The 26,381-nt window shown below is 32.0% G+C and carries 27 protein-coding genes and 1 pseudogene; 23 read left to right on the top strand and 5 right to left on the bottom strand.

The window, feature by feature from the left end; all coding sequences use genetic code 11:
- Positions 1-529 precede the first annotated feature (529 nt).
- From ACRASX_RS14975 to ACRASX_RS14945, 7 genes are all read left to right on the top strand, one after another.
- Positions 530-850, top strand: a complete 321-nt coding sequence (locus ACRASX_RS14975) for a helix-turn-helix domain-containing protein (protein ID WP_432221816.1) — start codon at positions 530-532, stop codon at positions 848-850.
- 217 nt (positions 851-1,067) lie between these two features.
- Positions 1,068-1,283, top strand: a complete 216-nt coding sequence (locus ACRASX_RS14970; RefSeq protein ID WP_432221815.1) for a helix-turn-helix domain-containing protein — start codon at positions 1,068-1,070, stop codon at positions 1,281-1,283.
- A gap of 1 nt (position 1,284) precedes the next feature.
- Positions 1,285-2,508 (top strand): DNA cytosine methyltransferase, encoded by a 1,224-nt coding sequence (locus ACRASX_RS14965; protein WP_432221814.1) that lies wholly within the window; start codon positions 1,285-1,287, stop codon positions 2,506-2,508.
- Positions 2,496-4,646, top strand: a complete 2,151-nt coding sequence (locus ACRASX_RS14960; protein WP_432221813.1) for an ATP-binding protein — start codon at positions 2,496-2,498, stop codon at positions 4,644-4,646. Before ACRASX_RS14965 ends, ACRASX_RS14960 begins: the two co-directional genes overlap by 13 nt.
- A 3-nt stretch (positions 4,647-4,649) precedes the next feature.
- A complete protein-coding gene (locus ACRASX_RS14955) occupies positions 4,650-6,038 on the top strand; it encodes a hypothetical protein (RefSeq protein ID WP_432221812.1) in 1,389 nt (462 codons plus the stop codon).
- A 237-nt stretch (positions 6,039-6,275) separates the two neighbouring features.
- On the top strand, positions 6,276-7,628 hold the full coding sequence (locus tag ACRASX_RS14950) for an IS5 family transposase (protein ID WP_432221811.1): 1,353 nt from the start codon (positions 6,276-6,278) through the stop codon (positions 7,626-7,628).
- 13 nt (positions 7,629-7,641) lie between these two features.
- Positions 7,642-7,863 (top strand): AlbA family DNA-binding domain-containing protein, encoded by a 222-nt coding sequence (locus ACRASX_RS14945; RefSeq protein WP_432223095.1) that lies wholly within the window; start codon positions 7,642-7,644, stop codon positions 7,861-7,863.
- A gap of 175 nt (positions 7,864-8,038) precedes the next feature.
- Here ACRASX_RS14945 and ACRASX_RS14940 read toward each other — a convergent pair whose 3' ends face one another.
- Together ACRASX_RS14940 and ACRASX_RS14935 are read right to left on the bottom strand one after the other, a co-directional pair.
- Entirely contained in the window at positions 8,039-9,103 is a 1,065-nt protein-coding gene (locus ACRASX_RS14940) for an HNH endonuclease domain-containing protein (RefSeq protein ID WP_432221810.1), read from the bottom strand.
- 2 nt (positions 9,104-9,105) lie between these two features.
- Positions 9,106-9,315 (bottom strand): hypothetical protein, encoded by a 210-nt coding sequence (locus tag ACRASX_RS14935; protein WP_432221809.1) that lies wholly within the window; start codon positions 9,313-9,315, stop codon positions 9,106-9,108.
- Positions 9,316-9,632: 317 nt separating this feature from the next.
- Between ACRASX_RS14935 and ACRASX_RS14930 the strand changes: the two genes are divergently transcribed.
- Both ACRASX_RS14930 and ACRASX_RS14925 read left to right on the top strand, forming a co-directional pair.
- The gene (locus tag ACRASX_RS14930) at positions 9,633-10,325 is read left to right on the top strand and encodes a hypothetical protein (RefSeq protein ID WP_432221808.1); all 693 of its coding nucleotides are present in this window, start codon (positions 9,633-9,635) and stop codon (positions 10,323-10,325) included.
- A gap of 276 nt (positions 10,326-10,601) precedes the next feature.
- Positions 10,602-11,114 (top strand): helix-turn-helix transcriptional regulator, encoded by a 513-nt coding sequence (locus tag ACRASX_RS14925; protein ID WP_432221807.1) that lies wholly within the window; start codon positions 10,602-10,604, stop codon positions 11,112-11,114.
- Between the two features lie 94 nt (positions 11,115-11,208).
- On the opposite strand, the pseudogene ACRASX_RS14920 reads toward ACRASX_RS14925, so the two are convergent.
- Positions 11,209-11,298 (bottom strand): annotated as a pseudogene (locus ACRASX_RS14920) (histone H1); the annotation flags it as partial.
- Between the two features lie 344 nt (positions 11,299-11,642).
- Between ACRASX_RS14920 and ACRASX_RS14915 the strand changes: the two are divergent.
- Positions 11,643-12,734, top strand: a complete 1,092-nt coding sequence (locus ACRASX_RS14915) for a Fic family protein (protein ID WP_432221806.1) — start codon at positions 11,643-11,645, stop codon at positions 12,732-12,734.
- 114 nt (positions 12,735-12,848) lie between these two features.
- Positions 12,849-12,980 carry a Fic family protein gene (locus ACRASX_RS14910; RefSeq protein ID WP_432221805.1) on the top strand — a complete coding sequence of 44 codons (132 nt, stop codon included), beginning with the start codon at positions 12,849-12,851 and terminating at the stop codon, positions 12,978-12,980.
- Between the two features lie 88 nt (positions 12,981-13,068).
- On the opposite strand, the gene ACRASX_RS14905 is transcribed toward ACRASX_RS14910, so the two are convergent.
- Both ACRASX_RS14905 and ACRASX_RS14900 read right to left on the bottom strand, forming a co-directional pair.
- A complete protein-coding gene (locus ACRASX_RS14905; protein WP_432221804.1) occupies positions 13,069-13,245 on the bottom strand; it encodes a histone H1 in 177 nt (58 codons plus the stop codon).
- Between the two features lie 179 nt (positions 13,246-13,424).
- Entirely contained in the window at positions 13,425-15,113 is a 1,689-nt protein-coding gene (locus ACRASX_RS14900; RefSeq protein WP_432221803.1) for a helix-turn-helix domain-containing protein, read from the bottom strand.
- Positions 15,114-15,449: 336 nt separating this feature from the next.
- Between ACRASX_RS14900 and ACRASX_RS14895 the strand changes: the two genes are divergently transcribed.
- From ACRASX_RS14895 to traJ, 12 genes are all read left to right on the top strand, one after another.
- Complete coding sequence (locus ACRASX_RS14895; RefSeq protein ID WP_432221802.1) at positions 15,450-16,142, top strand: hypothetical protein; 693 nt, start codon at positions 15,450-15,452, stop codon at positions 16,140-16,142.
- Between the two features lie 301 nt (positions 16,143-16,443).
- A complete protein-coding gene (locus ACRASX_RS14890; RefSeq protein WP_432221801.1) occupies positions 16,444-17,319 on the top strand; it encodes a helix-turn-helix domain-containing protein in 876 nt (291 codons plus the stop codon).
- A 45-nt stretch (positions 17,320-17,364) separates the two neighbouring features.
- On the top strand, positions 17,365-18,567 hold the full coding sequence (locus ACRASX_RS14885) for a hypothetical protein (RefSeq protein WP_432221800.1): 1,203 nt from the start codon (positions 17,365-17,367) through the stop codon (positions 18,565-18,567).
- A gap of 18 nt (positions 18,568-18,585) precedes the next feature.
- On the top strand, positions 18,586-19,137 hold the full coding sequence (locus ACRASX_RS14880; RefSeq protein ID WP_432221799.1) for a hypothetical protein: 552 nt from the start codon (positions 18,586-18,588) through the stop codon (positions 19,135-19,137).
- Between the two features lie 244 nt (positions 19,138-19,381).
- Positions 19,382-19,864, top strand: a complete 483-nt coding sequence (locus ACRASX_RS14875) for a hypothetical protein (RefSeq protein WP_432221798.1) — start codon at positions 19,382-19,384, stop codon at positions 19,862-19,864.
- Between the two features lie 190 nt (positions 19,865-20,054).
- Entirely contained in the window at positions 20,055-20,336 is a 282-nt protein-coding gene (locus tag ACRASX_RS14870; protein WP_432223094.1) for a DUF4134 domain-containing protein, read from the top strand.
- A gap of 2 nt (positions 20,337-20,338) precedes the next feature.
- Complete coding sequence (locus ACRASX_RS14865; RefSeq protein ID WP_432221797.1) at positions 20,339-20,665, top strand: DUF4133 domain-containing protein; 327 nt, start codon at positions 20,339-20,341, stop codon at positions 20,663-20,665.
- A gap of 29 nt (positions 20,666-20,694) precedes the next feature.
- Positions 20,695-23,163 carry a TraG family conjugative transposon ATPase gene (locus ACRASX_RS14860; RefSeq protein ID WP_432221796.1) on the top strand — a complete coding sequence of 823 codons (2,469 nt, stop codon included), beginning with the start codon at positions 20,695-20,697 and terminating at the stop codon, positions 23,161-23,163.
- A gap of 10 nt (positions 23,164-23,173) precedes the next feature.
- Complete coding sequence (locus ACRASX_RS14855; RefSeq protein WP_432221795.1) at positions 23,174-23,887, top strand: conjugal transfer protein TraI; 714 nt, start codon at positions 23,174-23,176, stop codon at positions 23,885-23,887.
- A 13-nt stretch (positions 23,888-23,900) separates the two neighbouring features.
- Positions 23,901-24,518: a hypothetical protein gene (locus tag ACRASX_RS14850; RefSeq protein WP_432221794.1), complete on the top strand. Its 618-nt coding sequence runs from the start codon at positions 23,901-23,903 to the stop codon at positions 24,516-24,518.
- Complete coding sequence (locus ACRASX_RS14845; protein ID WP_432221793.1) at positions 24,497-25,159, top strand: TerB family tellurite resistance protein; 663 nt, start codon at positions 24,497-24,499, stop codon at positions 25,157-25,159. Before ACRASX_RS14850 ends, ACRASX_RS14845 begins: the two co-directional genes overlap by 22 nt.
- A gap of 11 nt (positions 25,160-25,170) precedes the next feature.
- Positions 25,171-26,370 carry a conjugative transposon protein TraJ gene (traJ, locus tag ACRASX_RS14840; RefSeq protein WP_432221792.1) on the top strand — a complete coding sequence of 400 codons (1,200 nt, stop codon included), beginning with the start codon at positions 25,171-25,173 and terminating at the stop codon, positions 26,368-26,370.
- Positions 26,371-26,381 lie beyond the last annotated feature (11 nt).

Genomic DNA, 26,381 nt, shown 5'->3' with positions numbered 1-26,381 from the left:
ATGAAATATTATTCATAATATTGGTTAGTTAAATGAAACATCAGTTTTGTTAGCTACGGTCCTCTATGTTAGTTAGTCGCTGCGTTAGAGGGCCATTTTTTATGTATTAAGTAAACGGCTTAATGGTCATAAAGAAGATTTTATTTAAAGCATAGGCAATATTTTAAAAGGTTTCTTTTTTTGAATGTGAAACTTTAAAAATATTAGGCAAGTAGCTAAGAATGAAAGGTAAGTTTTTGCATAAAAAAAGCGCGGAACTCAGCTTATCGAACAGAGGTACTGGCGGCACCAACCACAATAAGTGAGCCCACGCCAATGACGTGAGCATCTTACTTATCCTCTCGTGGTTTTAAAAACGCCAGTTTTCTGTTCGAGATTCAAAGCGAATGCTTCAAATATTTTAGTTGAAGAATCGCAAAATTAATAAACTTTACTAATAAAAGTAAATGTAAACAGTTCAAATATAATAAATTAATTCGGTACGCCAAAGCGTAACAAATATTTTTTTTCTTTAACCTTACTTGCATGTGTGGAAGAGACTCAAGAAAATATAAAAATTAAAATTGCTATTAGTTTAAATAAACTTTTAGATAATAGTAAAAAAATTCTTCAAGATAATATAACTAGTGAAGAAATAAATACAAGTTATAGCGAAATAGCTGATAATTCTGACGTACGTAAAGCTACAGTATCTGATATATTCAACGCTAAAAAAAGCGCAAATACTTTTACTTTATTTAGAATTATAAAAGCAATGGGTTACGAATTGAAAGATTTTTCTAAAAAATATGATAAAATTACTGAGTCAGAAATTATGAATTTCAAAACAACAAATAAAAAAGATGCGTAGGCATCTTTTTTTGTGGTCGTATTGTTCTTAATCAATGTTTTTTATTTTAATAAAGATACTTGGGAAGTAAATCAAATTTGGAAAAAAATGATTCTTTTGTATTGTCGGGTCTTAATTTTAAAATTGAGTTGTCAATAAAAAATTTTAGCTTAAAGGGATTTCTTTTTAGAAAATCTAAAATTAATAAATTACATTTGAGTTACCAAATCCAATTTCAATGACAGAATTAGGAAAATATTTCAAGCATAAATCGGTCAATAAATCTGAAATAGCTAGGAAAACTGGAATCAGTTCTTCCCGTTTAAGTGAGCTTAGTAGGAATGAAAAAACCAAAATTAAAGCAGAAGAATTATATCTCATTTCTCTAGCACTAGACATTTCTCCAATTGAAATTCTTGAAAAATTATTTGGAAATATTGAATTGAAAAACTAAAATGAAAAAATTAAATTTCATAGATTTATTTGCAGGAGCATCTGGAATGTCAGAGGGATTCGTTAAAGCAGGATATATACCAGTTGCTCATATAGAGATGAATGAAGAAGCTTGCTATACAATTAAAACAAGAGCCGCTTATCATTATCTAAAATCAAAGAAAAAATTAAACTTATATTACAGTTATATAAAAAAGGAAATAACCAGGGAAGAATTTTATAAAAATTTCCCAGATGAAATCCTAAATGCGGTTATAAATATTGAAATAGACGACAATTCTATAAAAGACATTTTTAAAAAAATTAATCCTCAGAATCAAGAGATAGATTTAATAATTGGAGGCCCTCCTTGCCAAGCATATTCACTTTTAGGAAGGCATCAGGATAATATAGAAAATGATCCGAGAAATAAACTTTACATACAATATGGTAGGTTTTTAAAACAATATAGTCCAAGAGCATTTGTTTTTGAAAATGTCCCAGGATTATTAAGCGCTAATAAAGGACAACATTTCAAAAACCTAAAAGCATATTTCAGAAAATTAGGCTATGAAGTATATCACGACACTCTAGACGCTTCGGATTACGGAGTAGTTCAAGCAAGAAAAAGAATTATTATTGTTGGTTGGAAAAAAGAAGCTGACTTCGGCTTTCCTGATTTCGTCAAAACAAAAAAGAAATATACTGTAAATGATGCTTTTGAAGATTTACCAGAATTAAAGCCTGGTGAGGGATACCAATTCATAAATTACAAGAATAAAAAGAATAGTTATCTTGAAAAATTCGAATTACGAAACGGGATTGATTTTGTAACGCAACATATATCTCGTCCTCATAATGAGAGAGATTTAGCTATATATAAAACGGCTATACAGAAATGGAATAATCAAGCTATTAGGTTGAGGTATCCTGATTTACCTGAAGAACTTAAAACTCATAAAAATGAATCTTCTTTTATTGACAGGTACAAAGTTGTTAATGGGTCAGGTTCTTCACATACTGTTGTAGCTCATATTGCAAAGGATGGGCATTACTACATCCATCCTGATGAAGAACAATGTCGTTCAATCTCGGTAAGAGAAGCGGCAAGGTTGCAATCCTTCCCAGATGATTTTTATTTTGAAGGTTCACGTTCGGCAGCATTTAAACAAATAGGTAATGCGGTACCTCCATTAATGGCTTATGCTATTGCTAAAAAAATGAAAGAATTATTATGGCAGATATAACCAAAAGCGACAAAGAATCTCTTGTTAAATTTAAACCAAGAGCTAGATTATTAATACAGTTAGGAGATCAACTCATTAAAAACGAAAGTATTGCCTTAGTTGAATTAGTTAAAAATTCCTACGATGCAGATGCTAATAAAGTAGATATTTACATGGAAAATGTAGATGATCCAAATCAGGGTATAATAATAATTGAAGATGATGGCTTTGGTATGAGTCCTGAAATTGTTGAAAATGTTTGGTTAGAACCTGGAGCTGATTTTAAAAATAATTTAATAAAACAAAATATTACTTCTCCAAAATACAATAGACTCCCTATTGGTGAAAAAGGTATTGGTAGATTTGGTGTACATAAATTAGGTAATACAATTGAACTTACGACAAAATCTAAAGATTCAAATGAAGTTTATGTTAAGATAAATTGGGACGATTTTAATAATTATAAATATTTAGAAGAAGTCCCAATAACTATAGTTGAGCGTTCAAACCCTGTACATTTTAAAAATGGAAAAACAGGTACAAATATTATTATCAGTAAGCTTAGAAAGAAATGGGAAAGAGGAATTGCACGTGAAATAAAACGCTCAATTACTGCGCTTGCATCTCCATTCGAAAATAATGACTCGTTTAAACCCTCATTTGATATAATTGACAAGCCTAAGTGGTTTGATGGATTATTAAATTGGGAGGACGTTAAAGATTATTCTTTATTCAGATTTAAGGTAACGATAGAAGGTAACTCTATCACCGATTTTGAATATGCTTTTACTCCATGGACAACTATGACCAAACTTTACCCAAGAGAAGTAGCAATTAATGATTCACTAATTGAAGCATTCAAAACTTTGAAATATAAAAATGAAAATGGAAAAGATGAAACTTTTTCACTTTCAAATTATAATATTGGTAAGGTGATTTTTGAAGGATATGTTTTTGACCAAGATCCATTTCTTTTAAAAATGGGTGTCTCTGATAAAGATGGTTTTAAAAAGTACTTAAAATCTAATGGAGGTGTAAAAGTGTTTCGTGATGGTTTAAGAGTATATGATTATGGAGAACCCGAAAATGATTGGTTAAATTTAGACTTTAGAAGATTTCAACAACCAACTAAAGCAATTAGTAACAATTTAATTTTAGGAGCTGTTTATTTAGATAGAAAAGACAGTTCTGCTTTAATAGAAAAGACAAACAGAGAAGGTTTTATAGAAGATGATGCTTACAAATTTTTCAGAAATGCTATTCTTCATTCATTGGAAATTGTAGAAACTTTAAGACATACCGATAAAAAAAAACTAAAAGAAGTGTATGGTCCAACTCCAAAATCAGCTCCGTTAGCATCAACATTAAGCGAAGCTAAAATTTATGTTGAGGAAAAAATTAAAGATAGTGAAGTAAAAAATAAAATTGTAAAATACCTTAATAAGATTGAGAGTGATTATAAACGAGTAAGTGAAAATTTACTTAAAGCTGCCGGTGCAGGTTTAAGCATGTCTGTAGTTGTTCATGAAGTAGAAAAAATTCTTTATGAAGTAGAAAAAGTTCTGAAAAGTGAAAATGCCTCTGATAGAGTTTTAAAATTAGTTACACATTTGTCCTCTTTGATAGATGGTTATGCTGAAATAATTCGAAAATCAAACCAGACATCAGAAAATATCTCTCAACTTATTGATCAAGCATTATTCAATACTGAATATAGATTGATGTCGCACAAAGTAGATATTATCAAGCAATACAAATTATTCAAAGGAAATAATAAACTTAAGATTGCTAAAAACCTTTTAATAGGAACAATTATGAATATAATTGACAACGCTATTTATTGGTTAGACCAAAAATCTTTTTCTTCAACCGAAAAGAAAGAAGTTTTCACAAAGAAAATATTCATAGATATTGTCGAAGATCAAAAATTTATATACCTAATAATGGCTGATAATGGTACTGGTTTTTTAATTCCTACAGATGATATTACTGAACCTTTTGTATCTGCAAAACCGGGCGGTATGGGGCTTGGTCTTCACATAGCAAGTGAAATAATGGAGGCTCAAAACGGAAGAGTGATTTTCCCTAATGAAGGTGATTTTGAAACACCCGAGGAATTTAAAAAAGGAGCGACTATAGTATTATCTTTTAAAAAATAAAATATGTTTTTACCAATAAATGGTCGTGTTGCAATAATTGATAATGAAATTGGAGAAGTTGAACCGCTATTCAGAATATTTAGCAAAAATAGAATTCCTTATTTGTTTGTAAAAGGAGATGATATGAACTATTTACCTGAAGAGGATGACGAAAGTAATGATATCAGACTTCTCTTTTTGGATTTAAACTTATTAGGCAATAGAACTCCTGAACCAAAAGAGGTTAAAAGCAGTCTTTTTCCGATTCTAAAAAGGGTTATATCAAAAAACAATTTCCCTTATTCTATTATACTATGGAGTAAACAAGAAGATAAATATACTGAAGCCCTTAAAGAGTTATTCGATGAATCTCTTTCAGATAGAAAACCCATTACTATCGAAAATTTTATTAAATCTGATTTTTTTGATCTTGATGGCAACGTACTAGAAGATTCGGGTAAGAATATAATAGAAGAGATTAGAGAAATTTTATTAAAACATCAGGCGTATAGTACACTTGTATATTGGGAGAACAAAGTACATAAATCGGCTGATAATGTTTTACAAACAATTTTCAATGCTTATGAAGATGAAAATTGGGTCAATAAGACCAATTTCATTATTTCTAAACTTGGAGAAGCATATTTAGGTTTCAGTAATTATAAATCATCTAATTATATAGAGAAAACTAAAGGCTCCTTACAGGCATTTAATAATATTTTTTACGATTCCTTGGAATCTGACATAAATCTAATATCTCATATTAAAGAACAAGCTTTTATATTATTTGATGAACAAACACTAGAGAAAGAAAAACTATTAGATATTATAAATTTTAAACTTTTAGCATCTACTACAGAATTAGATTTAGATTACACAGGTACAGTTTCTGAAGATATAAATCTTAATTCTAATAAAATTTTTGAAACTATTTTAAACGATTCTTTTGATAGGTTCTCTATAATATCTGAAATTACTGGCTTTGATACTTTTGATTCAAAAAAGCAAAATTCTGAGCTAAAGAATGTTTCTAGTGCTAAGAGAAAAAAAATTAGAGAAGAATGGAATAAAATATATTTAGTGGTTACACCATTATGTGATAAAGTTCAAAATAAGCATAGAAAAATAAGAGCAGTCAAAGGGTTTATTATTGATAAGGAATATAAAAAATATATAGATGATAAATCTGAAGCGATTTATATTTCTCCTTCTTTCTATTGCGAAAAAACAAATAAATCTAAGATCATTATTCTGAATTTTAGATATTTTTTCACGTATCCGACAGATAAAAAGTTATTGGAATCACTTAAATATATAAATCCTATTTTTAGATTACGCTCTTCAGTTATTTCAGAAATACAATCTAAATTAGCTAGACATGTAAGTAGACAAGGTGTTTTATATACAGAATAATATTATTGAATGTGATAATAAAATAACTTGTAAAGTTATGTATTTAAAAGAATTGAAGCTCAAATAAAATCAATAGCATCTGCAAGAGAAGGCTATAATGCCGAATTTAAAGTTAAATAGTCAACCCTTAAAAAACACATAAGTTATTGATTGTTAATAACTTATATCATAAAAACATCAGAAAAGAGTCTGCTGTATTGCCGAAAAAGGTATATTAGAGTATAAAAAATCGGCAATATGTTAGGTAAAATAAAACCCGATTTTCAGCAAAATTTATTTCAAACTAGGCTTACAGACCTAATAAACTTAGGACATCCTTTAGTGAAACTTGCTCATGAGCTTAACTGGAATAAAATGGAGTTAGAGTTTCAAAAGCTATATTCAGAGCAAGGAAGACCCTCAATTCCCATTAGAAAAATAGCAGGTTTATTACTTTTAAAAGAGATGTTTAAGGAAAGTGATGAATCGGTAGTGGAGCGTTGGATTGAGAATCCTTATTGGCAATATTTTACAGGAGAAATTTTCTTTCAAAACAAACAACCTTTTGACCCGAGTGAATTTGTTCATTTCAGAAAAAGACTTCAAGAAAGTGGTTTAGAATTTCTTTTAAGTCAAACGGTATCCCTGCATCCAGAGGCAAAAAATGAAAAGGAAGTTCAGATTGACACGACCGTTATGGAGAAGAATATCACCTTTCCAACGGATGCCAAATTAGCAAAAAAAGTAATTGACAATTGTAATAAAATAGCCAATAAAGAAGGAGTTATTCAAAGGCAAACCTATAAAAGAGTAGCCAAACAACATCTTAGAGATGCCTATTTTGGTCATCATCCAAAACGAAAAAAGAAAGCAGTAGCGGCGCGAAAAAAATTACGGACAATAGGAAACAGAGTGATTCGAGAACTAGAAAGAAAATTACCAGAATCAACTTTAAAACAATACGAGAGTGAGTTTGTCAAATACAAAAAAGTGCTCTCACAAGAAAGAAAAAGCAAGGATAAAATTTACAGTTTACATGAACCGCAAACCGCTTGTATTGCAAAAGGGAAAGCTCATAAAGCCTACGAGTTTGGAACAAAAGTAGCTGTAACAAGAGGTCGAAAGACCGGTATAATCACTTCGATAAAGCGATTTGGTGGTAATCCACATGATAGTAAAACTCTCGAAGAATCACTAGCTCAAAGCGAGCGGGTCAGAGAACAAATAGGAGGTACAAGACCAACGATAGCGAGCACGGACAGAGGTTTTAGAGGAGTAACACAAGTTGAGAATACCAAAATAGAAATACCAAAAAACACAAAAGAGAAGTCAAGATATAAACAAGAAGTTGCACGAAAAAGATTTAGAGCAAGAACAGCAATCGAACCAACAATATCACATTTAAAAAGAAACCACGCTTTAGAATTAAATTTCCTAAAAGGCGTGGATGGAGATATACATAATGCACTTTTATCAGGTATCGGATACAATCTAAAAATGAGATTTAACCAAATCAAAGAGCAAATTGTTCTTTGGCTCCAATTTTTAATTCTAATTTTTGAAAATGTAGTTTTTAATATAAATCTAAAAACTCAAAAAGTGAGTTTTTAAGGAATGACTAAATATTCCAAGTAATGTAAAAGGAATTACAGAAGAAGTATGTGCGTTTGCTAATGCTTCAGGAGGAGTTATTTTAATTGGTGTTGATGATCCAAATAACATTAAGGGAGTAACAATAGATAGTGGAAAACGCTCTGCTATACAAAATTCTATAAATGAAATATCTCCAGCTTTAAAATGTGAGTTTTATATTGTTGGTAAAAAGTATCGGAAATTATTTTACTAAATTATTTGTAAAACAACCCAAACCAATATTTGATGATAATGTTTTTAATAGAGAATTATTAACTAAATTGAAATCAAAAGGGTTAATAAATAGTTTTGGGATTTATTCAAAAGATGATACTAAAATAAGAGCTTTAGCTAATTGTTGAAAAATAAAGAGAGATTTATTTAATCATTTACAGGTAAATAAACCCGTTATTATGTGCAATTGTGATTAATGGTTGCATGCAGTCTTTGTATTTATTATATTCAAAATCATTAATATCTTTTATAGCAGGATATATAGTCAGGAAATCTTCTAGAAATTTACTCTTTGGACTGTGGTAATTTAGTATTTCGTAAGCTGATTTTTGTAGTTCGAAAAAAGCATCGAAGTGCATTTCAATAGAAGGTAACTTATCACTTTTTGAGGAGTTGAATCTTTTATCGATAGGGATTAAGTTCCAAATCAAATTATGTGATACAAAAGCATGGGGTACAAAATGATCAATTGCAAAGTTGTCTATTGTTAATTTAGTATCTGTAAATATACAATTTACTGTTCCCAATTCTTTGAATACAATATCCCAATACTTTTTTCTTTGATTTGAAAGTGTTCCTCTGATAGCTGGTTTTATCAGCTTATTTGGAATATCTGGCACGTTTGGATTTCGGGATTGTAGAAACAATGCTAAATTCCAGTAGCAGAAGTCTTTTAGAATTTTTGCATTGGATTTTAAATAAACAATCCAATCAGGATTTATTGTAATTACATCATCATACAGCGCATACAAACAATTGTTGTCAAAATTTTGTGAGGATACATAAATTCTTTTTTTGTACTCTCCGTCATTTTTGTTTTTTTTTTTTGTTTTTGGAAACCAAGGAGACAAGAACCAATGTGGTACATTCTTATCGAAATGATTTAATATCAGCCTTGTGTTGATATTATCTGAATTCTCCAAAATAGCCAACAACTTGTTTTTGTGAATATCGATTGTAAGATTTTCTAAGTGTAAAAGTTGCTGTACTGCATTTTGAATTAAATCTTGCTTTCCAAAGGACACTTTAAAATAATTTACAGTATACCAAGAATTGGTTATCATTCTTGCGAAAAGAGCTCTTTTTTTAATACTACTACTTCCGTTTTCTACTGATTCTAAGATCGCAATTAGCCAGTAAAATTTATAGGTCGCAGAAGTATTTCCAAAAGATGCAGCGAGTTGGGGAGTGGAGAGGTTAGGGGAGAATGGTAGATGCATAATTAATCCTCCCAACCGCAAAGCGTTAGTCCATATCCCTTTGCTTCTGTTAAGTCACTTTTTTTAATTCCATGAGTACAGGCCGAAAGCCCACGGCAATTTTGATTGTAATGGTATTTTTTTGTGCCTTTATTTCCGCAGATGTAAACCTTTGTTTCAACTGTAGAGAAGGCTGTAAGCGAAACCAGCAAAAAGATTAAAGCTATTTTCATGTTTTTTTCAAGTTTACGTACGCATTTATAGTAGTGACAAAGTTATTCTAAATAGTAAATGATCCAATACGGTTTTCCGTAATTCACATTATTTTTATTGATTGCCAAATTAGTTATAGGATTATATCGCACTTTAATTTTCAGTATATTAAAAAGTTAATCAAGATTTAAATGAATTTAGAGTTTTTCAAAAAAAATAAATTCATCATAATAAGTTGATAGATATCGCTAATAATAGTCAATGGTCAATGGTCGATTAATTGCGTTTTTATTTTTAACCTTATTTACTTTTAAACTAATAATTTAAAATAATGGATATGGAAAAAATTTCAATTAGTAAAGTTGTTGAATTTAGAAAACTAAAAGACGGCCCGAAAAGTACTTTTGTAAACAATTTGAAAAAAGTAAAGCCAAAAGTAAATTTATTAGATGAAAGTCCTTCGTCGGGAGGAAATTATTGGACAACATCTCTAAGTACGATTAGTCGAGCCTGTAAAGAAAATAATCATTTTTTAATTCAAGATAAAATTAATGACTTGATTGGAAGGCATGGAACAGCAAAGGCAAAGATTTCGAAAGAAATGTATTTGCGTAATATTGAGCTGCTTCATAACGTAGAAAACTTAGAATTCGGATCATTCTTTCCTGAATCAGATGTTATATATCATAAAAAACCTTGGGATAAATCCGTTTTTAATACAAGTGGAATTTCGATTCAAGTTATTCCGCATCATGTTTTTAGTTATAAGGAAAATAATACATTTAAAATTGGCGCTATCTGGTTTATAGCAAAAAGAGGAGGATATAGTAAAGAAGAAATTGGACTTTTTTCAGAAGCACTTTATCAATACTTAAATTTGAATTATTCCAAAGAGTTTCAGATTAGTACGGAATTGTGCTCAACTTTCGATGTTTCAAGTCTAGAACATATTCACTACAAAATGTTAGAGGATAAGTTAATACCTAAAATCTTAGAAAGTACATTAGAATCGTTAAAGTCAATGTGGTAATAATTGAAGTTTGGGATCATTGCTTGAAGTACTAGTAATTTATTGTAAGCAAAACTCTGAAAGATGCATCAAATTTATTTTGGACACTTTTAATAATATGGAACTCTTCTTTTAACAATATTAAAAAGAAATCCAATCAACTAAAATAGGGGCGAATTAATCAAATTTTAAATTACCAATTTCCTTTTTTATAAGATTTCTAAGTTCAGCCATGATACTAAACAATTTTGTTTACTATTTCGTAAATGATTATCTTTGAACTCTAAAGCAAAGTATATGTTACCTGAATTAGCAAAAATAAAAGGGATTCATCCTGGTGTAATTTTAAAACGAGAAATTAAGCTGCGCGGATTAAAAAATAAAGAATTAGCTGATTCTTTAGAAGAGCATGCGCAAACGATTGGTGCTATACTTAAAGAAAAACGGAGTATAAATCCGAACCTTTCTATTAAGTTGGGTCACGAGTTGGGTGTTGCAAATGATTATTTTATGATACTGCAAACAAGCTATGATGTAAAGAAAGCCATTCAAATTAATTCAAGTACGAAGACTCCTGATTTAGCAAAAATTAGAAAAGTATTGTTTTGGGATACCGATTTTAACAAAATCAATTGGGATACTGACCGAAAGCCTGTATTGAAAAGGATTTTTGAAAGAGGTAATGAAATTGAAATAAATGAAGTCATCTCTTTTTATGGAAGAGAGACCATCATGAAGGAACTAAAAAATACCACTAATAATTTTCTGCCTTCTTTTCAAGAGAATTTCGATAAGCATCTACTATCATAAAAAAGTTTTATAGTAGAAGTTATTCACTAATATTTTTGCATTAATATAAAAGTTTTTTAGCACATACTGAGGGACTTTTAGATATTATTTCCAATTATTTTTGTGCTTCTTCGATAGATAATTTTGTAAATTCTTTAAGCAATTTCTCAAGTTCTAAAGTGGCTTTACTCGCTCTAGGTCCAGCTGCTTTTAATCCTTATTCTATTAAGGATTTATTTTCGGTTGTGAATCTTTCAAATTCCGCATTGATTTATTTTACTAATTTTTTTATGTGTTTTTTATTAAATTGACTAAACAAAAATAGCAAAGCCGGTAATCAATGTTTCCTTTAAGTGTAAATTGCATTTCAAACAATTTTATTATTTTATTTCACCTTAAGCCATCATAACTAAGATATAAAATCTACTATTGACGCGGTGATAACAATCTTTAATCGCCGCTTTTTTGCGGTGTAAAAACATAATTTACACCGCAAAATTACTCTTAAGCACTAAATAAATAGTATATTTACCGCAAAAATGCGGTACTATGTATATTTATCAAAATAAAGATTGGCCAAATTTTACCTGGGATGCAGATGTTATTGCACCTTTACTTGGAAAAGTAAGGCATCAGCAAGGAATAATACTTGGCGTTATGCAAGGACTTGGCTTTCGTTTGCAAGAGGAAACAGTACTTCAAACACTAACGTTAGATGTAATTAAGTCTAGTGAGATCGAAGGAGAACAACTCAATCATGATCAAGTACGGTCTTCGATTGCAAAGCGACTAGGTATTGAGATCGCCGCCGCAGTGCCAGCCGATCGTAATGTGGATGGTGTTGTAGAAATGTTGCTAGATGCTACACAACGTTACGAAGAATTGTTAGACGAAGAGCGTTTATTTGGATGGCATGCAGCCCTTTTCCCGACAGGTAGAAGCGGAACGTATAAAATAAAAACTGGCGAATGGCGAGATGGAGCTATGCAAGTGACATCGGGTGCAATGGGAAGAGAAATAGTCCACTTTGAAGCACCAGTAGCGGATAAAGTTTCTTATGAAATGAACATCTTTTTTGATTGGTTCAACTCTGATCAGTCATTTGATCCTGTATTGAAAGCGGCTTTTGCGCATTTGTGGTTTGTGACTATACATCCTTTTGACGACGGAAATGGTCGTATTACAAGGGCTATTACTGATATGCAATTAGCACGAGCCGATCAAAGTAAAAAGAGGTTTTACTCGATGTCAGCACAAATTCAAATTGAGCGTAAGACCTATTACAGTATATTAGAAAAAACTCAAAAAGGAAATTTAGATATTACAGATTGGCTGCATTGGTTTTTAGACTGTCTATTGCGTTCTATGAAGCAAACGGACCAAACTATTGCAATGACTTTGAAACGTGCTGAATTTTGGGAAGTAAATAGCTCAATTGATTTTAATCATCGCCAACAGAAGGTTGTTCAAATGTTGCTTGATAACTTCTTCGGAAAATTAACGGTTTCTAAGTATGCAAAGATAGCTAGCGTTTCTACCGATACTGCTTTAAGGGATTTACAAGATTTAATAAATAAAAGAATCTTGTTTAAGGAAGGAATAGGGAGAGGTACTTCTTATAAATTATTCGAAATAGAATAAGCACTATTAAACAGTAATTGATCGTATTTGAATAATACTTTTGAGGATAATGATTTCACTAAGGAAGCTGTGACTATGTTTTAATTTTTGATAGTTCTAATTTAAATTTCTGTGATGCCAAATGGAACATACAGCAGAACAGAATTAAGAGAAGCCGTTCGTATAAAACACAAACCTACATTTCTTTATAACTATTTGCAACTAGTTATGGAAGTGAACATGATAGCATTAACTATTCATGATTAACCTAGTAGTGACAATCAAAAGTATTATTTAACAGAAAAAGGAAAAACCCATTAGTAAAACTAACGGGCTAAACAATTCAAATTTGAATTTATTTTTTTGCTTCTTCGATAGAAAGTTTTCTAAATTCTTTAAGCAATTTCTCAAGCTCTAAAGTGGCTTTACGGGCTCTAGGTCCAGCTGCTTTTACTCCTTTTTCTATTAAGGATTGATTTTCGGTTGTGAATGTTTGAAATTCCGAATTAATTTTTGCTACTAATTCTTTCATGGTTCTAATTTTTAAATTGAGTAACAAAAATAGCATAATAAGCTGATTAGTTTTGCAGTGTGCTATTAAATAACGTATTTATCGAACAGGTTTTAACTTTTATAATTGAAATGTGGTTTTCAATACGCTATTTGTAAACGGTCAATTTCAAAACCACTTTTTACTTCTACATACTATTACTATTCATGATTATAATTATTCTTTTTTATTTGTTCAATAAAATAGAGTATAGGCATTTGGGTTCGAGAATAGAAAGCTCGGGTAAACCGTTGCGTAGTACTAAAACCAACTTCTTCTGCTAAAGCACCGTTGGTATATTCTCTCACTTTTTTATTCGTTTTTAAAACTTGTATTAAGAAATCAATTTTTAAATCATTAATATAGGTTGAAAATGTTTTACCACGATAGTGCGAAATAATAACGGATAGGTATCTTGGGTTTGAATTAAATTGTACAGCTAGTTTAGACAGCGTCAAATTTTCCAAAAGAAATTTTTGCTCACTTTCAAATCGCTCCAATTGTTTCAATATGTTATTTGCTGTTTCTGGACTTATATCTTCAATTTGCTCTCGTCCTGATTTTATTTTGGTTTTCAAGTCGACTTCTAAATTTAATTGCAGCATTAATTCTGAAAAATTTTTTTTATAAACTTTCCTATTTTTAAAATGCCTGTAAGTAAGATAAACGGAGAATAGCAGTAACAATAAAACTAATATTATAGAATATTGGACATTTTCTTTCTCTTGTAGTAGCTGTGTATTAATTTTATCTTTCTCAAATAATAGGGAGTTGGTATCGTATTCTTTGTGAATTTTAGTAAGGAGATAGGTAAAACGATCTTTTAATAATTGATCTACTTGAATCAATTGATCGATGCAGTACAATTGACCTTCTAAATTGTTTTGGCTTTTATAAAATTTTATCATTAATTCATACACTTCACGAAGTTCAGGATTACTATATTTTTTTTTAGTAAATATTTGATCCACTTTCTTGAAATAACGAATTGACTTTTCGTGCTTGTTCAACTTCCAATAGCTTTTTCCAATATAAAAATTGGCTATCGCTTCACTTGCATAATCTTTATTTTTCACCATAATAGGTAAAACCTTTTCAAGATTTTTAATCGCGGAATTATAATTATCTAAAAAATACTGGTTGACACCTTCCGATTCTATAAAGTAAAAGTCCATTTCTCTGTTTTGCAGTCGTATTCCCTCCAAAAGCCCTAATTTATTGGTTTGACTACATAATCCATAATTTCCAATTCTATTGTAGCATAGTCCCAGAGAATGAAGTGAGTTTAAGTACGGTCTGGTACTATTGTCTTTGAAATAAGTGATGCATTCTTTAAACAAGGAAATTGCTTCGTCGTAAAATCCTAAGTAGGTTTTGATAATGGCTATGTTGTATTTTACTTTATAAATTAAATAATCATCATCTGTTTTAGAGATGTAACTGTTGGCCACGATGTAATTGTCAAGGGCAATTTGCAGTTCATTTCTACCATAATAGACAATTCCTTTTGATAGGTAAGCGTACCCAATTAAATCGTTTTTCTTTGAATTTTTAGCAGAGTATACCATACTATCTGCGTAGGTTATTCGTAAATAATCGGGTGATTCGTGTAAAATATTTTGGTAGCCATTAACAAGTTCCTTCCAATTTTGCTCATTTTTCGCCCTATTTAGATAGGCATAGAGATAGACACTTGCTTTAGTACTATCACCCTTTAATGCATAAATCTTTTCATCAAGATAATTGTAATTCTTGCTTTTTAAAGAATCTGGAATGTGAAACGTAATTTTTTGGGCATGAAATAATTGAACTGCACAAAATAATAGTAGGATATATTTTTTTTGAATCATAGTAGGAGATGATTTTTTTGGGAAATACACCTTTTGTACGCTGAATTCACTGTATAAATAAGTGAAAATAAAATTGTAGCAAAGATTATTATAAAATTAAAATAAACATTTGATAAACAGTGAATTATTTGTATAAAAAGGGTGTGTGTTTTCAGAAAACACATAGGTGATTTTCAGAAAATGAAAAGGTATAGTGTTGCAAAAGAATTTTTCTGCCAATAGATTTGTTTTGAATTCATAAGCAAAAATTGTTGGCATAGTGCCAATAAAAAGTTCTGCTTTTCCGGATGAAATGAACTGAGAATAAAATCTCAATTACTTTCAAACAAATAAATCATGAAAAATTTTCTATTATGCACCGCCATTTTATTTCTTTTATTTTCTTGCACCACTGATGCGGATTCCAATTTAGAGGTAAAGGACACTAATTTATCTGATCACAAAATTGTTGAGGTATCATTTCCGCTTAATCCAGCCAATCCATATGATTTTAAAGGAAAGTCATACTATGATGCGGTACAAGTGTATTTACAAAATAATAAGTCGCCACAAAATATTGAGGAAATAAACAGCCAAATTTATTTTATTTCAGAATTTTATAAAAGTAGCAAAACAGGTAAAAAAACAAATTTGGGTTTTACACCCGAAGAAATTCTTTCCATTTTGAATAATCCTACTAGTAAATTATTTGAAATTGTGGCAAATAGTTCGCTTAGTACAGTTAGTAAGCTTCAACTATCAGATTTTATTCAAGACCTTATTGATAACCAAAATGATCAATATATAGTTATGCGTGATCAAATAATTTTATTTGATGCCGAAGTCTTAGCGAATGACACATTAAATAATACTGAAAAAGAAATTATTTTAACTTTCTCTACTGTTTCGAGTTATGCACTTTATGCAGAGGCTGAGCGCAAAGACAGGGATTGGGAAACATCTGTAGGTCATAAAAAAGTGAACACTTCATCAGATCAGAATCTTGTCCCATTTTTCTCAATGATAGCGCTACTTAATGCCATTTTATAAAAAGTGTTTTCTAAAATTTTAATTAAAAATGAAAAAGCAAAATATTTTGTACGCAGCATTGCTCATTTTTAACCTTGTAAGCCTTTATTTCATCATAGATTTTTTTAATTATGATGAAGTAATTGGCTACATGATCTCAGGAGGAATAATAATAAATGAACTTAAGCTTCTAGCATATCTACTTTTAATTACATCAGTTTGTAATCTGTACTTTATTGTGTATAAAATTTTTGAACAAATTTTTGAGCTTTAATTTTAAAAGTAGAAGTTGCCATTTAAAAGTTTTTAAAAAATAGAAAACGTGATTAAAGATTTTTTAAATAAAACATTAGAAAATTTTCCAAGTGCAGGTTTGGATATTCATATAATTAAAAAGTATGAAGTAAGGACAGATGCGAAAGAATCATTTGAAGTTGCTAATTTTTCAATTATGTTGATTAAATCAGGTAATTTAACCATTGAAGTAAGGGCAATTTTACTAAATATTGAACCAAGAGATTTGCTTGTAATTCCAATTGATTCCTTATGCAGAATAGTACAAACTGATGATAAATTACAATTTTTTTTAATCTCTTTTACTCCAGAATTTATCATTAAATATGGTTTAAAAAGAGATTTGATTGATTCGTTTTACTATTTGCTTGGAAAGTCAATAGTAAAAATTGGTCTCGATGATAAAGAATTCTCTGTGCTGTCACTGATTTATAAATTAATTTATTTTGTGAACAAAGATTTTAAAGCAAAGGAATTCGATCATGAATTGCAAAGGGTTAGTTTTAATCTATTACTTTATGAACTTCGCTTAATTTATTCTCATCAAACCTCAGATAATTTTCAAATCTTTCCAAGAAAAGAAAGTTTGGTTATTCAGTTCCTTACTATTTTGTCTATTCATTATAAAAGGCAACATGGTGTTCAATTTTATGCAGGAGCGCTCTTCGTTACTCCAAATCACCTTAACAAAGTAGTTAATCAAGTAACTGGAAAGTCGGTTAAGAAATTAATCGTTAATGCCATTATTAGTGAGGCCGAAAACCTTCTAGAAGACCCTCAATTAAACATCGTAGATATTGCTGAAGAATTAGGGTTTGGATCCTCCAATAGTTTTAGTATTTTTTTTAAAAAACATTCTTCAATATCTCCATCTCGTTATCGTAATAGATTTACGGAAATATGAAGCTCACTGGTTTAGGTTGCATTATTTGACAATTAAAACAATAGTATGATGAATAAATATCCCCTAGAATGGCTAGATACTTTAATCTTGCAACTTTCAAATACTAATAATTTAGATGTCATACTTATATCAGAGCAAGAGCTATTACTAATGTCAACTGATGTAGTAAAAGAATCTAAGAAAATTCAAATTCAGATTAAAAATGAAGTTTTTGCGATTCGAAAAAAGAGAGAAATTAGACTATTAATTCGAAAATATCATTCCACTTTTATCTATCTGATAGATAGAATGGTGGGTTGTCAGATGAGCAATGTGCAACGAAATCATAATCTAGGTTTACTTAGTGAAAAAATAATTACGTGTTTGGAAGATCTACTGTCTTTTATTGAAACTAGATTTGCAACTTTCTTAAGTTTAGATGAAAGAGTTCCTATCACGTATATAATTGTTTCTCGAAACGAATTACAATTTAAGGTTAATAAATTAAAATTTAAGCAATTGAGTAGTGAGTCGGATAAAGCAACTATGGATATTGTACTTCATAATTTAAATGATCTACTGTATTCTAATTCAGGTCATAAGAGTACGTATCGCCAAATTTTGTATCAGAAGAACTTATTAAGATCTATCGAAGAAAGTGATCTTTCAAAAGTAAACGAAAATTTTTATTCAGAGTTAGATGAATTACTTCTTGTATTAAATTTTAATAGTTTAACCTACTTTCATTGGTTAGCGCAAAGGCTGAAAGATGATTTAAAATTAATGGATGGTTTGACGGAACAATTATGTCTGTTATTGTCACATTTTAAAGAATTTAGCCAAATTAATTCTAATAAAAAAGTCAGCTTTGACCCTTTTCAAAAAAACATTAGCGACTCTTTACTTGGTTGGTTTGAAAATGAAATTAAGTACTTGCAACATAGAATTAATTTATCTTCTGACATTAAGTTAGCGGGAGGTACGCGGGAAACTGTAAACAATGAAAAATTAGTGCAAAACAAAATTGAATGTAACCTATCTGCAGATCAAATTGCACTCATTTTGCGTGCCGGAGACGAATCAAGAATTATAAAAGCCAGATCAATGAGTCAGGTTTTTAAAACTATTGTGCCCTACCTGTCCACCTCTCAAAAAGTAGATTTATCCTATGACTCCATGAGAAGTAAATCGTATAATGCAGAAGAAAGGGACAAAGAAATAGCCATACAAACATTAGAACGGATTATCAAACACATTAGAGATTATTAATCATTAAAGCTTTTGAAAATGAAAAACTCACTATTAATTGTACTATCAGTCTCCTTTTTTTGGATGGGCTGTACTGAAAAAAAACTGGATCAAAAGACAGCACAAGAAATGATTGTCAGTGAGCTACAATTTCCCATCATTGGAGATTATGATCTGTTTTGCAATGATCCCCAACATGCAAAACGAGTTATTGATTTGGGACTTGAAAAACAAGGATTAGTGACTGTCAAAAGAACTCTAAAGATTTTGGATCCCAGTCCACTAGTATCTTTTACCAATAGAGCGGCTCCCTTTTTATTAGAAACCTCTTCAGAAGACAAATCATATTCGATACATAAGGTAAAGGTTTGGGAAGAGCATTTTGGACAGATAACGAGTATTATTACCAACACAACTAAAAATGTCACCATCGTTGACTACACTGTGCTTCGGACTAATACGGTTTTTGCAGTATTGTACGGAAGGGATTTGAAAAAAGAAATGCAACGTACCGCTTATTTCTATTTGTCAGAAAATGGATGGAAAATCGTAAAGCGAGCAGATGTTGAATTTGGAAAATTTCAAAAATAACAAACGCTAATTAGAAATTAACTACCTGATTTTATTTATTTACTGAGCCTCCCTTTGGAGGCTTTTTTTATGAATCTTTTTCATTAGGGTTAAGGGTTTGTGAGGGGTACAACGGGGTACAACAAAAAGTTGTACTTGTAGGAACTTTAATTCTAGTGTTACTTTGATATCAAGTTAACCGACAGTTTATTAGTGGTTTGCGAATTGACAGAGAAATGAAGCGTGAAATTTAAATGAAGTGATTATGTTGAATTCAATTTTGTGGAGTGATTATATCACCGTGGTTATTTTTAGTAGTATGCTCTGGTATCTTTTTGTTATCGGAAGATTGTATCAAAATGAATGGCAATCTTTATTATCAGGAAAAAGCAAACTAAAGAGATTTAAGCTTTTTAAATTTAAAAGTAATTTTGCGTTTTTTAAAAAGAAATCCCCTCTTTCTATAAAGGTGGTCGATCCAGTAATTATTGGGCAAGATACTTTAAAACAAGATACAGTAGAGTTATATCCGATATTGCTTGAAGCCATAGACGAGAGCGCTAGATTGGGAAGATCAAAGGAAGTTTTTAGGAATTATCTTGCTCTGATCCTTCGAGAATATCCGCACCTTCAAAATTCTCATTTTAGACATATAATCAATAAATTTTTGGTCTCCCATTTAAGTAATACCCCGCAGCTGCTTTTAACTTTAGCCGAGGTGGATGGGTTGTGGGTGGAGGCCAATTAATATTTTTAGTGGAGGAATTCTCCCTGTTCTCTCTAGTGCGGTATGGCGATGTGTGACGAGAAAAATAGAGTTATGAAATGGCGAAGATTTCTCCACTTTTTTTAAAACGAAAACAATCTAAATTATAATGACGATGGAAAAATGTAAAATGGAATTTAGGAAAAAAGTACTGCATGGCGTTAAGCGAATAATGCTAGTTGGTTTGATACTTCTGGTAAAATCGCAAAGTTATGCACAGGATGGCGTGGCAGGTATTAATGAGGCCAATCAAAAGGTGCGAAGTTACTTTGATGCTGGTACAGAACTCATGTATGCAGTGGGTGCAATATTAGGACTTATTGGTGCTGTGAAGGTCTATCAAAAATGGAATGCTGGTGATCCTGACACAGGAAAAGTAGCCGCTGCTTGGTTCGGAAGTTGTGTTTTTTTAGTGGTGGTAGCAACGGTAATTAAATCCTTCTTTGGAGTTTAAAGATGCAAAATAGCGTTTACAAAATAAACAAAGGAATCAATCAGAGTATTGAATTTAAAGGATTAAAGGCGCAATACATTTGGTATTTAGGAGGGGGTGTTGTAGTGTTAATGATACTGTTTGCAGTGTTGTATATTCTTGGTTTACCTTCTGTTTTGTGTGTTGGTTTTATCGGAGTCGCGGGTGTTGTATTAGTTCTAAAAGTATACAAAATGAGTAGTACTTATGGAGAATATGGACTCATGAAAGCGATAGCTTACAAGCAAATCCCTAAAAGAATTAAAGTCAAAAGCAGGAAAATTTTTCTGTTTGACAGCAGTACAATCTAATGAAGTGAGCAAATTAAAGCGGGAAGCAGATGGAAAAAGAAATGGAATCTATCTTACCAATATTGGCGATAGAGAATGATTGTATTGTATCTAAAAATGGGGATGTAAGTATTGTTTTTAAGGTGGAGTTACCAGAGATTTTTAGCCTATCCAATCAGGATTACGAAGCATTTCACCAATCTTGGATTAAGGCGCTTAAAGTATTGCCTAAATTTGCTGTCTTTCATAAACAGGATTGGTTTGTTCAATCAACGTATGAGGCAGATTTTAGTTCAGAGGACAGTAGTTTTTTAACCAGAAGTAGTGAGCGATTTTTTAATGAAAGACCTTTTTTAGATCATTCGTGTTATGTGATTCTAACAAAAAAGCCTGCAAACAGAAAAAACTCAAGTTCTTTATTTTCTACTTTAATTCGAAGTTCGCTGGTACCAGAAGAAACCCTTAGCGAAACGATGCTTCAAGATTTTATAGATACATCTGGGCAATTTAAAAGGATTTTGGAGGACAGCGGTTTTGTTTCGATGAGCAGACTATTTGATGATGATTTAAAAAGTTCCAGCAGAAAAATTGGTTTTGTAGAGCAGTACTGTTTTTTATCAAAGAAAACCGATGCCATTATCTTTGGAGATGTGGTGTTTAAGGATCATTTGCAAGTAGCAGATAAACACTGTGCCTTATTTACTTTAGGCGATGCAGTAGATCTTCCCAATCTTTGCGGGTCCAGAATAAATTTCGACAGCTATTCGACCGATAGAACCAAATTCAGCCTTGGATTTGCTTCGACATTGGGACAGTTGTTATCATGCAATCACATTTACAATCAATACTTATTTTTTGATGACGCCTCTAAAACCATCAAAAGATTAGAGAGTAAGCGCTTGCGATTGCAATCATTAGCGGCCTATAGTAGAGAAAACATGATAGCTAGAGATGCAACTAATGACTTTTTAAATGAGGCCGTTGGGGAACAAAGACTAGCGGTAAAGGCACACTTTAATATTTTGGCTTGGTCAGAAAGTAAAGAAGCGTTGAAAGATATAAAAAATCAAGTTTCTTCTGCCATGGCTCAAATGGATGCCGTTGGAAAAATTGAAACAGTGGGAGCTGCGCAAATTTATTGGGCAGGATTACCCGGTAATGCTGCCGATTTTCCAATGAACGATACCTTCGACACTTTTACCGAGCAAGCCACTTGTTTTTTAAATATGGAAACTGGCTATCGTTCTTCACTGAGTCCCGTTGGTATTCGATTGGGAGATAGACTCACTGGAAAGCCTGTTCATGTAGACATAAGTGATGAACCAGTTAAAAAAGGAATATGCACCAATCGAAACAAATTTATATTGGGACCTTCAGGAAGTGGTAAATCCTTTTTCACCAATCACATGGTTCGCAGCTATTACGAACAAGGAACGCACATTGTTCTGGTGGATGTTGGACACAGTTACAAAGGATTATGCGATATGGTTGGCGGGTATTATTTTACCTACGATGAGAAAAACCCCATTCGTTTCAACCCCTTTTATATCTCCAAAGGAGATGTACTGGATACTGAAAAAAAAGAAAGTATTAAAACGCTACTCTTAGCTCTTTGGAAGAAAGATGATGAAACATTCAACCGTAGTGAATATGTTGCTTTATCCAACTCATTGCAGTTGTACTATGAGAAGCTCGACCTGCACAAGGAACTTTTCCCATGTTTTGATACGTTCTATGAATTTTTAAAAGAAGACTTTGTTCGAATTTTAGAAGACGATAAAGTAAAAGATAAGGATTTTGATGTGACTAATTTTCTCTATGTTTTGCGTCCGTATTACAAGGGTGGTGAGTTCGACTATTTATTGAATGCTACTGAAAATTTAGAATTATTGCAAGAACGATTTATTGTCTTTGAACTGGACAATATTAAAGACCATCCGATATTATTTCCGGTGGTAACCATAATTATCATGGAGGTTTTTATCAGTAAAATGAGAAAACTCAAAGGTGTTCGTAAAATGATCTTAATAGAGGAAGCTTGGAAAGCTATAGCAAAGGAAGGTATGGCAGAGTATATAAAGTATCTCTTTAAGACAGTTCGAAAGTTTTTTGGAGAGGCAATCGTAGTCACGCAAGAAGTAGAAGATATAATTTCATCACCAGTAGTCAAGCAAGCCATTATTAATAACAGTGATTGCAAAATTCTTTTGGATCAAAGTAAATACCAGAATAAATTCGATCAGATCCAAGAACTACTAGGCCTTACCGGAAAAGAGAAAACGCTTGTTTTGTCTGTTAACAAGGCCAATGATCCAGATAAAAAGTACAAAGAAGTATTCATTTCTTTAGGAGGTATGCTCTCTAAGGTATACCGAACCGAAGTTTCATTGGAAGAGTATTTAGCCTATACCACTGAAGAAACTGAAAAATTCAAACTGCAACAATACGCGCTCAAGTTTGATGGGGACATTAAAAAAGCCATAGCGGCTTATGCACACGATTTACGAAATGAAACTTAATTGATCCGTAATGAAAATTAAATCAAAAGTAATTTTAGTTGTACTGCTATTCTTATTTATAGGCATGCCAAGGGAATCATCAGCAATCAGTAGAAAAAACATAGCAAACAAAGCGGTTTTTTTCCCGATACTGTCAATTGTAAAAGCGGCAGTAATAAAAGTAATAAAAGCGATTGATTTGCGCATACAGCGTTTACAGAATAAGACCATTTGGTTGCAAAACGCCCAAAAGAAATTAGAAAATACGTTGTCCAAGTTAAAACTGAATGAGATTTCAGATTGGACTGAAAAACAACGGGATTTGTACCGAGAGTATTACCAAGAACTGATGAAAGTAAAATCAATTATAGCGTACTACAAACGAATAAAGGAAATTACCACCAGACAGACTTTACTGGTCAAGCAATATGAGAAAGCGTGGCAATTGTTTCAAAATGATGCTCATTTTACAGCCAAAGAGCTGGAGTATATGAGTACAGTTTACGAAGGGATCTTGGGAGAAAGTATTAACAACATTGATCAAATATTTTCGATTTTAGAATCTTTTACAATGGAGATGAGCGATGGCAAAAGATTGGAAATTATCAATCAGGCTGCTGATAAAGTGGAGGAGAATTACGAAGATTTATGTTTGTTCAATCAGCAAAATATGCTTTTAAGTTTACAGCGTGCTAAAACCAAGCATGACGTGCTTACTACTAAAAAGTTATATGGTTTGCCTTAATAATACAACCAGAATGAAAAGATGTATTTTAATAGTACTGTCTGCACTGCTGGTTCAATCTAGCTACGGACAAGCCAAACAAAGAAAAGAACTGCTCTTGCAAATAATTGCACTAAAAGGATATATGGAGCAGGCACGTACAGGATATTCTGCAGTAAAAAAAGGACTTGATTTTGTTGGAACAGTCAAAAGAGGAGAGTTTGGTCTTCATACTGCCTATTACTTGGGACTTGATAAAGTGAACCCTAAGATAAAAAATAGTCTCCAAGTAGCTTCCATCATTTCGTTGCAGATTAAAATGACAAAACTTCAATCTAAGACACGAATAAAATTAAGCGGTACCGATTTATTTCACGGTAATGAAATCGACTATATCGAGCGATCTTTTGAGAAAATGTTAGATAATTCATGGCAAACTTTGGAGTCATTACTAACACTGACGACAGATTTTGATTTGTCGTTAACAGATGATGAGCGACTTCATCGAATTGAATTATTATTTAAGAGCATGAGTGCAGATTATGGTTTTTGCCAAGCTTTCAGTTCCCAAATTAGTAAGTTGGCCTTAACAAGAAGTAAAGAACTTAACGACACCAAAACAGTACGATTATGGCACGGATTAGATCATTAGTAGGCAGAAAATACACCTTATTATTTTTGGTTGTAGTGTGCACTTTAGGTACTTGTAGAAGTAATTACGCACAAGCGCAAGAACTGCAGCAGCTGGCTTTAAACATTGAAAAATTAGCACAGTTTAAAGCAATTTTAAGCGACATGAAAGACGGTTATAAAATTTTAACTGGCGGTTATAAAACCGTTAAAGACCTATCGCAGGGGAATTTTAGTTTACATAAGGTATTTTTAGATGGTTTGATGGAAGTCAGTCCGAACGTTAAGAAATACAAGCGGATTGGGGATATTGTAAATTACCAAGTAACGCTGCTGAGCGAAAGTAAAAAGGGATTGCAGCGGTTTGCTAAAAACAAGCAGTTTACAGTGGATGAAATCAAATATTTCGAAGCTGTTTATGGGAAGGTACTGCAGGAAAGCCTGCAAAATTTAGACGAGCTATTAATGGTGATAACCGCTAAGAGTATGCGCATGACCGATGAAGAACGATTAACCGCTATCGATAGGATTTATCTAAAGATGGAAAATAAATTAGAATTCATAGCTTATTTCAACAACTCATCGGCAATACTACTGCTGCAGCGCCAAAAAGAGTACAATGATGTCCAGATAATGAGACCATTGTATGAGTTAAATCACTAAAGATTTTCAATATGACAAAGATTCAAAAAATGGCAGTTTGCACTGTCCTGGGCTTTCTATTGCCTTATGTGTCGCAAGGTCAATCTTTGGGAGACGACATGGGAAGCATGCATTTAGTATTAGATAATTTATACGATCAGATGATGCCGCTGTGTAGCAACCTCATTGGAGTGGGGCAAGGTATCGCAGGGTTTGGGACTTTGTGGTTTATTTCTGCAAGGGTTTGGAGGCACATTGCTAATGCTGAACCTATTGACTTTTATCCTTTGTTTCGACCGTTCGTTATTGGTTTTTGCATTTTGATTTTTCCATCTGTGCTTGCTCTAATTAACGGAGTTATGAAACCAACAGTTACCGCTACGGCGGCTATGGTTACCAATTCTAATAAAGCGATAGACTTGCTTTTACAAAAAAAAGAGGAGGCAATTAAAAGCTCGGATGCATGGCAAATGTATGTGGGAGAGTCGGGAAGTGGCAATCAGGACAAATGGTATAAGTACACCCACGATGAGAAAGATCCAAGTGGACAGGGAATGCTCGACGGAATTGGCAATGACATCAAGTTTGCCATGTCTAAGGCATCCTTTAATTTTAGAAACTCTGTAAAAGAGTGGCTGAGCGAAGTTTTGCGTGTCCTTTTTGAAGCTTCAGCCTTGTGTATCGATACGTTACGAACATTTCAAATCATTGTGCTTTCCATATTAGGTCCTCTTGTTTTTGGAATAGCCGTTTTTGATGGATTTCAACACACATTAACCGTTTGGCTTGCTCGGTATATTAATATTTACCTCTGGCTTCCGGTGGCGAATATCTTCGGGGGAATTATGGGAAAAATTCAAGAACAAATGTTGACTATTGATATTTCACAAGTAAACAATTATGGGAGTACATTTTTCAGTAGAACCGACATGGCCTATCTCATTTTCATGATTATCGGAATCGTTGGGTACTTCACTGTTCCCTCTGTAGCTAATTATATTGTTCATGCTGGCGGAGGCGGCGCCTTCGGTCAAAAAGTAACCAGTGTATTTGGTGGCGGGAGCACGATGATGATTAGTAAAGCTACTCAAGGAGCAGGAATGGTTCTAGATTCCATGGGAAATGCTGCGGGTAAAATGTCACAAAGTATGTCTGCGGCAAGTAATGCTAGTCCGTATTTTCAAGAAAAAGGAAGCTATATGGGCGATAAACTAAAAGGTAATTCTAAATAAAAGGAGGAAAG

It is taken from the genome of Flavobacterium sp. TMP13 (assembly GCF_050847115.1).
Classification (GTDB): Bacteria; Bacteroidota; Bacteroidia; order Flavobacteriales; family Flavobacteriaceae; genus Flavobacterium.
Note: the sequence above shows the minus strand (reverse complement) of the source record. Positions and strands in the feature narration are given on the sequence as shown.

Coding starts and splice junctions, on each gene's coding strand:
- ACRASX_RS14865 (WP_432221797.1), top strand. CDS start 20,339: ATGCAAAATAGCGTTTACAAAATAAACAAAGGAATCAATCAGAGTATT.
- ACRASX_RS14955 (WP_432221812.1), top strand. CDS start 4,650: ATGTTTTTACCAATAAATGGTCGTGTTGCAATAATTGATAATGAAATT.
- ACRASX_RS14910 (WP_432221805.1), top strand. CDS start 12,849: ATGCCAAATGGAACATACAGCAGAACAGAATTAAGAGAAGCCGTTCGT.
- ACRASX_RS14940 (WP_432221810.1), bottom strand. CDS start 9,103: ATGCATCTACCATTCTCCCCTAACCTCTCCACTCCCCAACTCGCTGCA.
- ACRASX_RS14960 (WP_432221813.1), top strand. CDS start 2,496: ATGGCAGATATAACCAAAAGCGACAAAGAATCTCTTGTTAAATTTAAA.
- ACRASX_RS14850 (WP_432221794.1), top strand. CDS start 23,901: ATGAAAAGATGTATTTTAATAGTACTGTCTGCACTGCTGGTTCAATCT.
- traJ (WP_432221792.1), top strand. CDS start 25,171: ATGACAAAGATTCAAAAAATGGCAGTTTGCACTGTCCTGGGCTTTCTA.
- ACRASX_RS14855 (WP_432221795.1), top strand. CDS start 23,174: ATGAAAATTAAATCAAAAGTAATTTTAGTTGTACTGCTATTCTTATTT.
- ACRASX_RS14860 (WP_432221796.1), top strand. CDS start 20,695: ATGGAAAAAGAAATGGAATCTATCTTACCAATATTGGCGATAGAGAAT.
- ACRASX_RS14870 (WP_432223094.1), top strand. CDS start 20,055: ATGCTAGTTGGTTTGATACTTCTGGTAAAATCGCAAAGTTATGCACAG.
- ACRASX_RS14915 (WP_432221806.1), top strand. CDS start 11,643: ATGTATATTTATCAAAATAAAGATTGGCCAAATTTTACCTGGGATGCA.
- ACRASX_RS14965 (WP_432221814.1), top strand. CDS start 1,285: ATGAAAAAATTAAATTTCATAGATTTATTTGCAGGAGCATCTGGAATG.
- ACRASX_RS14895 (WP_432221802.1), top strand. CDS start 15,450: ATGAAAAATTTTCTATTATGCACCGCCATTTTATTTCTTTTATTTTCT.
- ACRASX_RS14900 (WP_432221803.1), bottom strand. CDS start 15,113: ATGATTCAAAAAAAATATATCCTACTATTATTTTGTGCAGTTCAATTA.
- ACRASX_RS14935 (WP_432221809.1), bottom strand. CDS start 9,315: ATGAAAATAGCTTTAATCTTTTTGCTGGTTTCGCTTACAGCCTTCTCT.
- ACRASX_RS14925 (WP_432221807.1), top strand. CDS start 10,602: ATGTTACCTGAATTAGCAAAAATAAAAGGGATTCATCCTGGTGTAATT.
- ACRASX_RS14845 (WP_432221793.1), top strand. CDS start 24,497: ATGGCACGGATTAGATCATTAGTAGGCAGAAAATACACCTTATTATTT.
- ACRASX_RS14970 (WP_432221815.1), top strand. CDS start 1,068: ATGACAGAATTAGGAAAATATTTCAAGCATAAATCGGTCAATAAATCT.
- ACRASX_RS14880 (WP_432221799.1), top strand. CDS start 18,586: ATGAAAAACTCACTATTAATTGTACTATCAGTCTCCTTTTTTTGGATG.
- ACRASX_RS14905 (WP_432221804.1), bottom strand. CDS start 13,245: ATGAAAGAATTAGTAGCAAAAATTAATTCGGAATTTCAAACATTCACA.
- ACRASX_RS14930 (WP_432221808.1), top strand. CDS start 9,633: ATGGAAAAAATTTCAATTAGTAAAGTTGTTGAATTTAGAAAACTAAAA.
- ACRASX_RS14875 (WP_432221798.1), top strand. CDS start 19,382: ATGTTGAATTCAATTTTGTGGAGTGATTATATCACCGTGGTTATTTTT.
- ACRASX_RS14885 (WP_432221800.1), top strand. CDS start 17,365: ATGATGAATAAATATCCCCTAGAATGGCTAGATACTTTAATCTTGCAA.
- ACRASX_RS14950 (WP_432221811.1), top strand. CDS start 6,276: ATGTTAGGTAAAATAAAACCCGATTTTCAGCAAAATTTATTTCAAACT.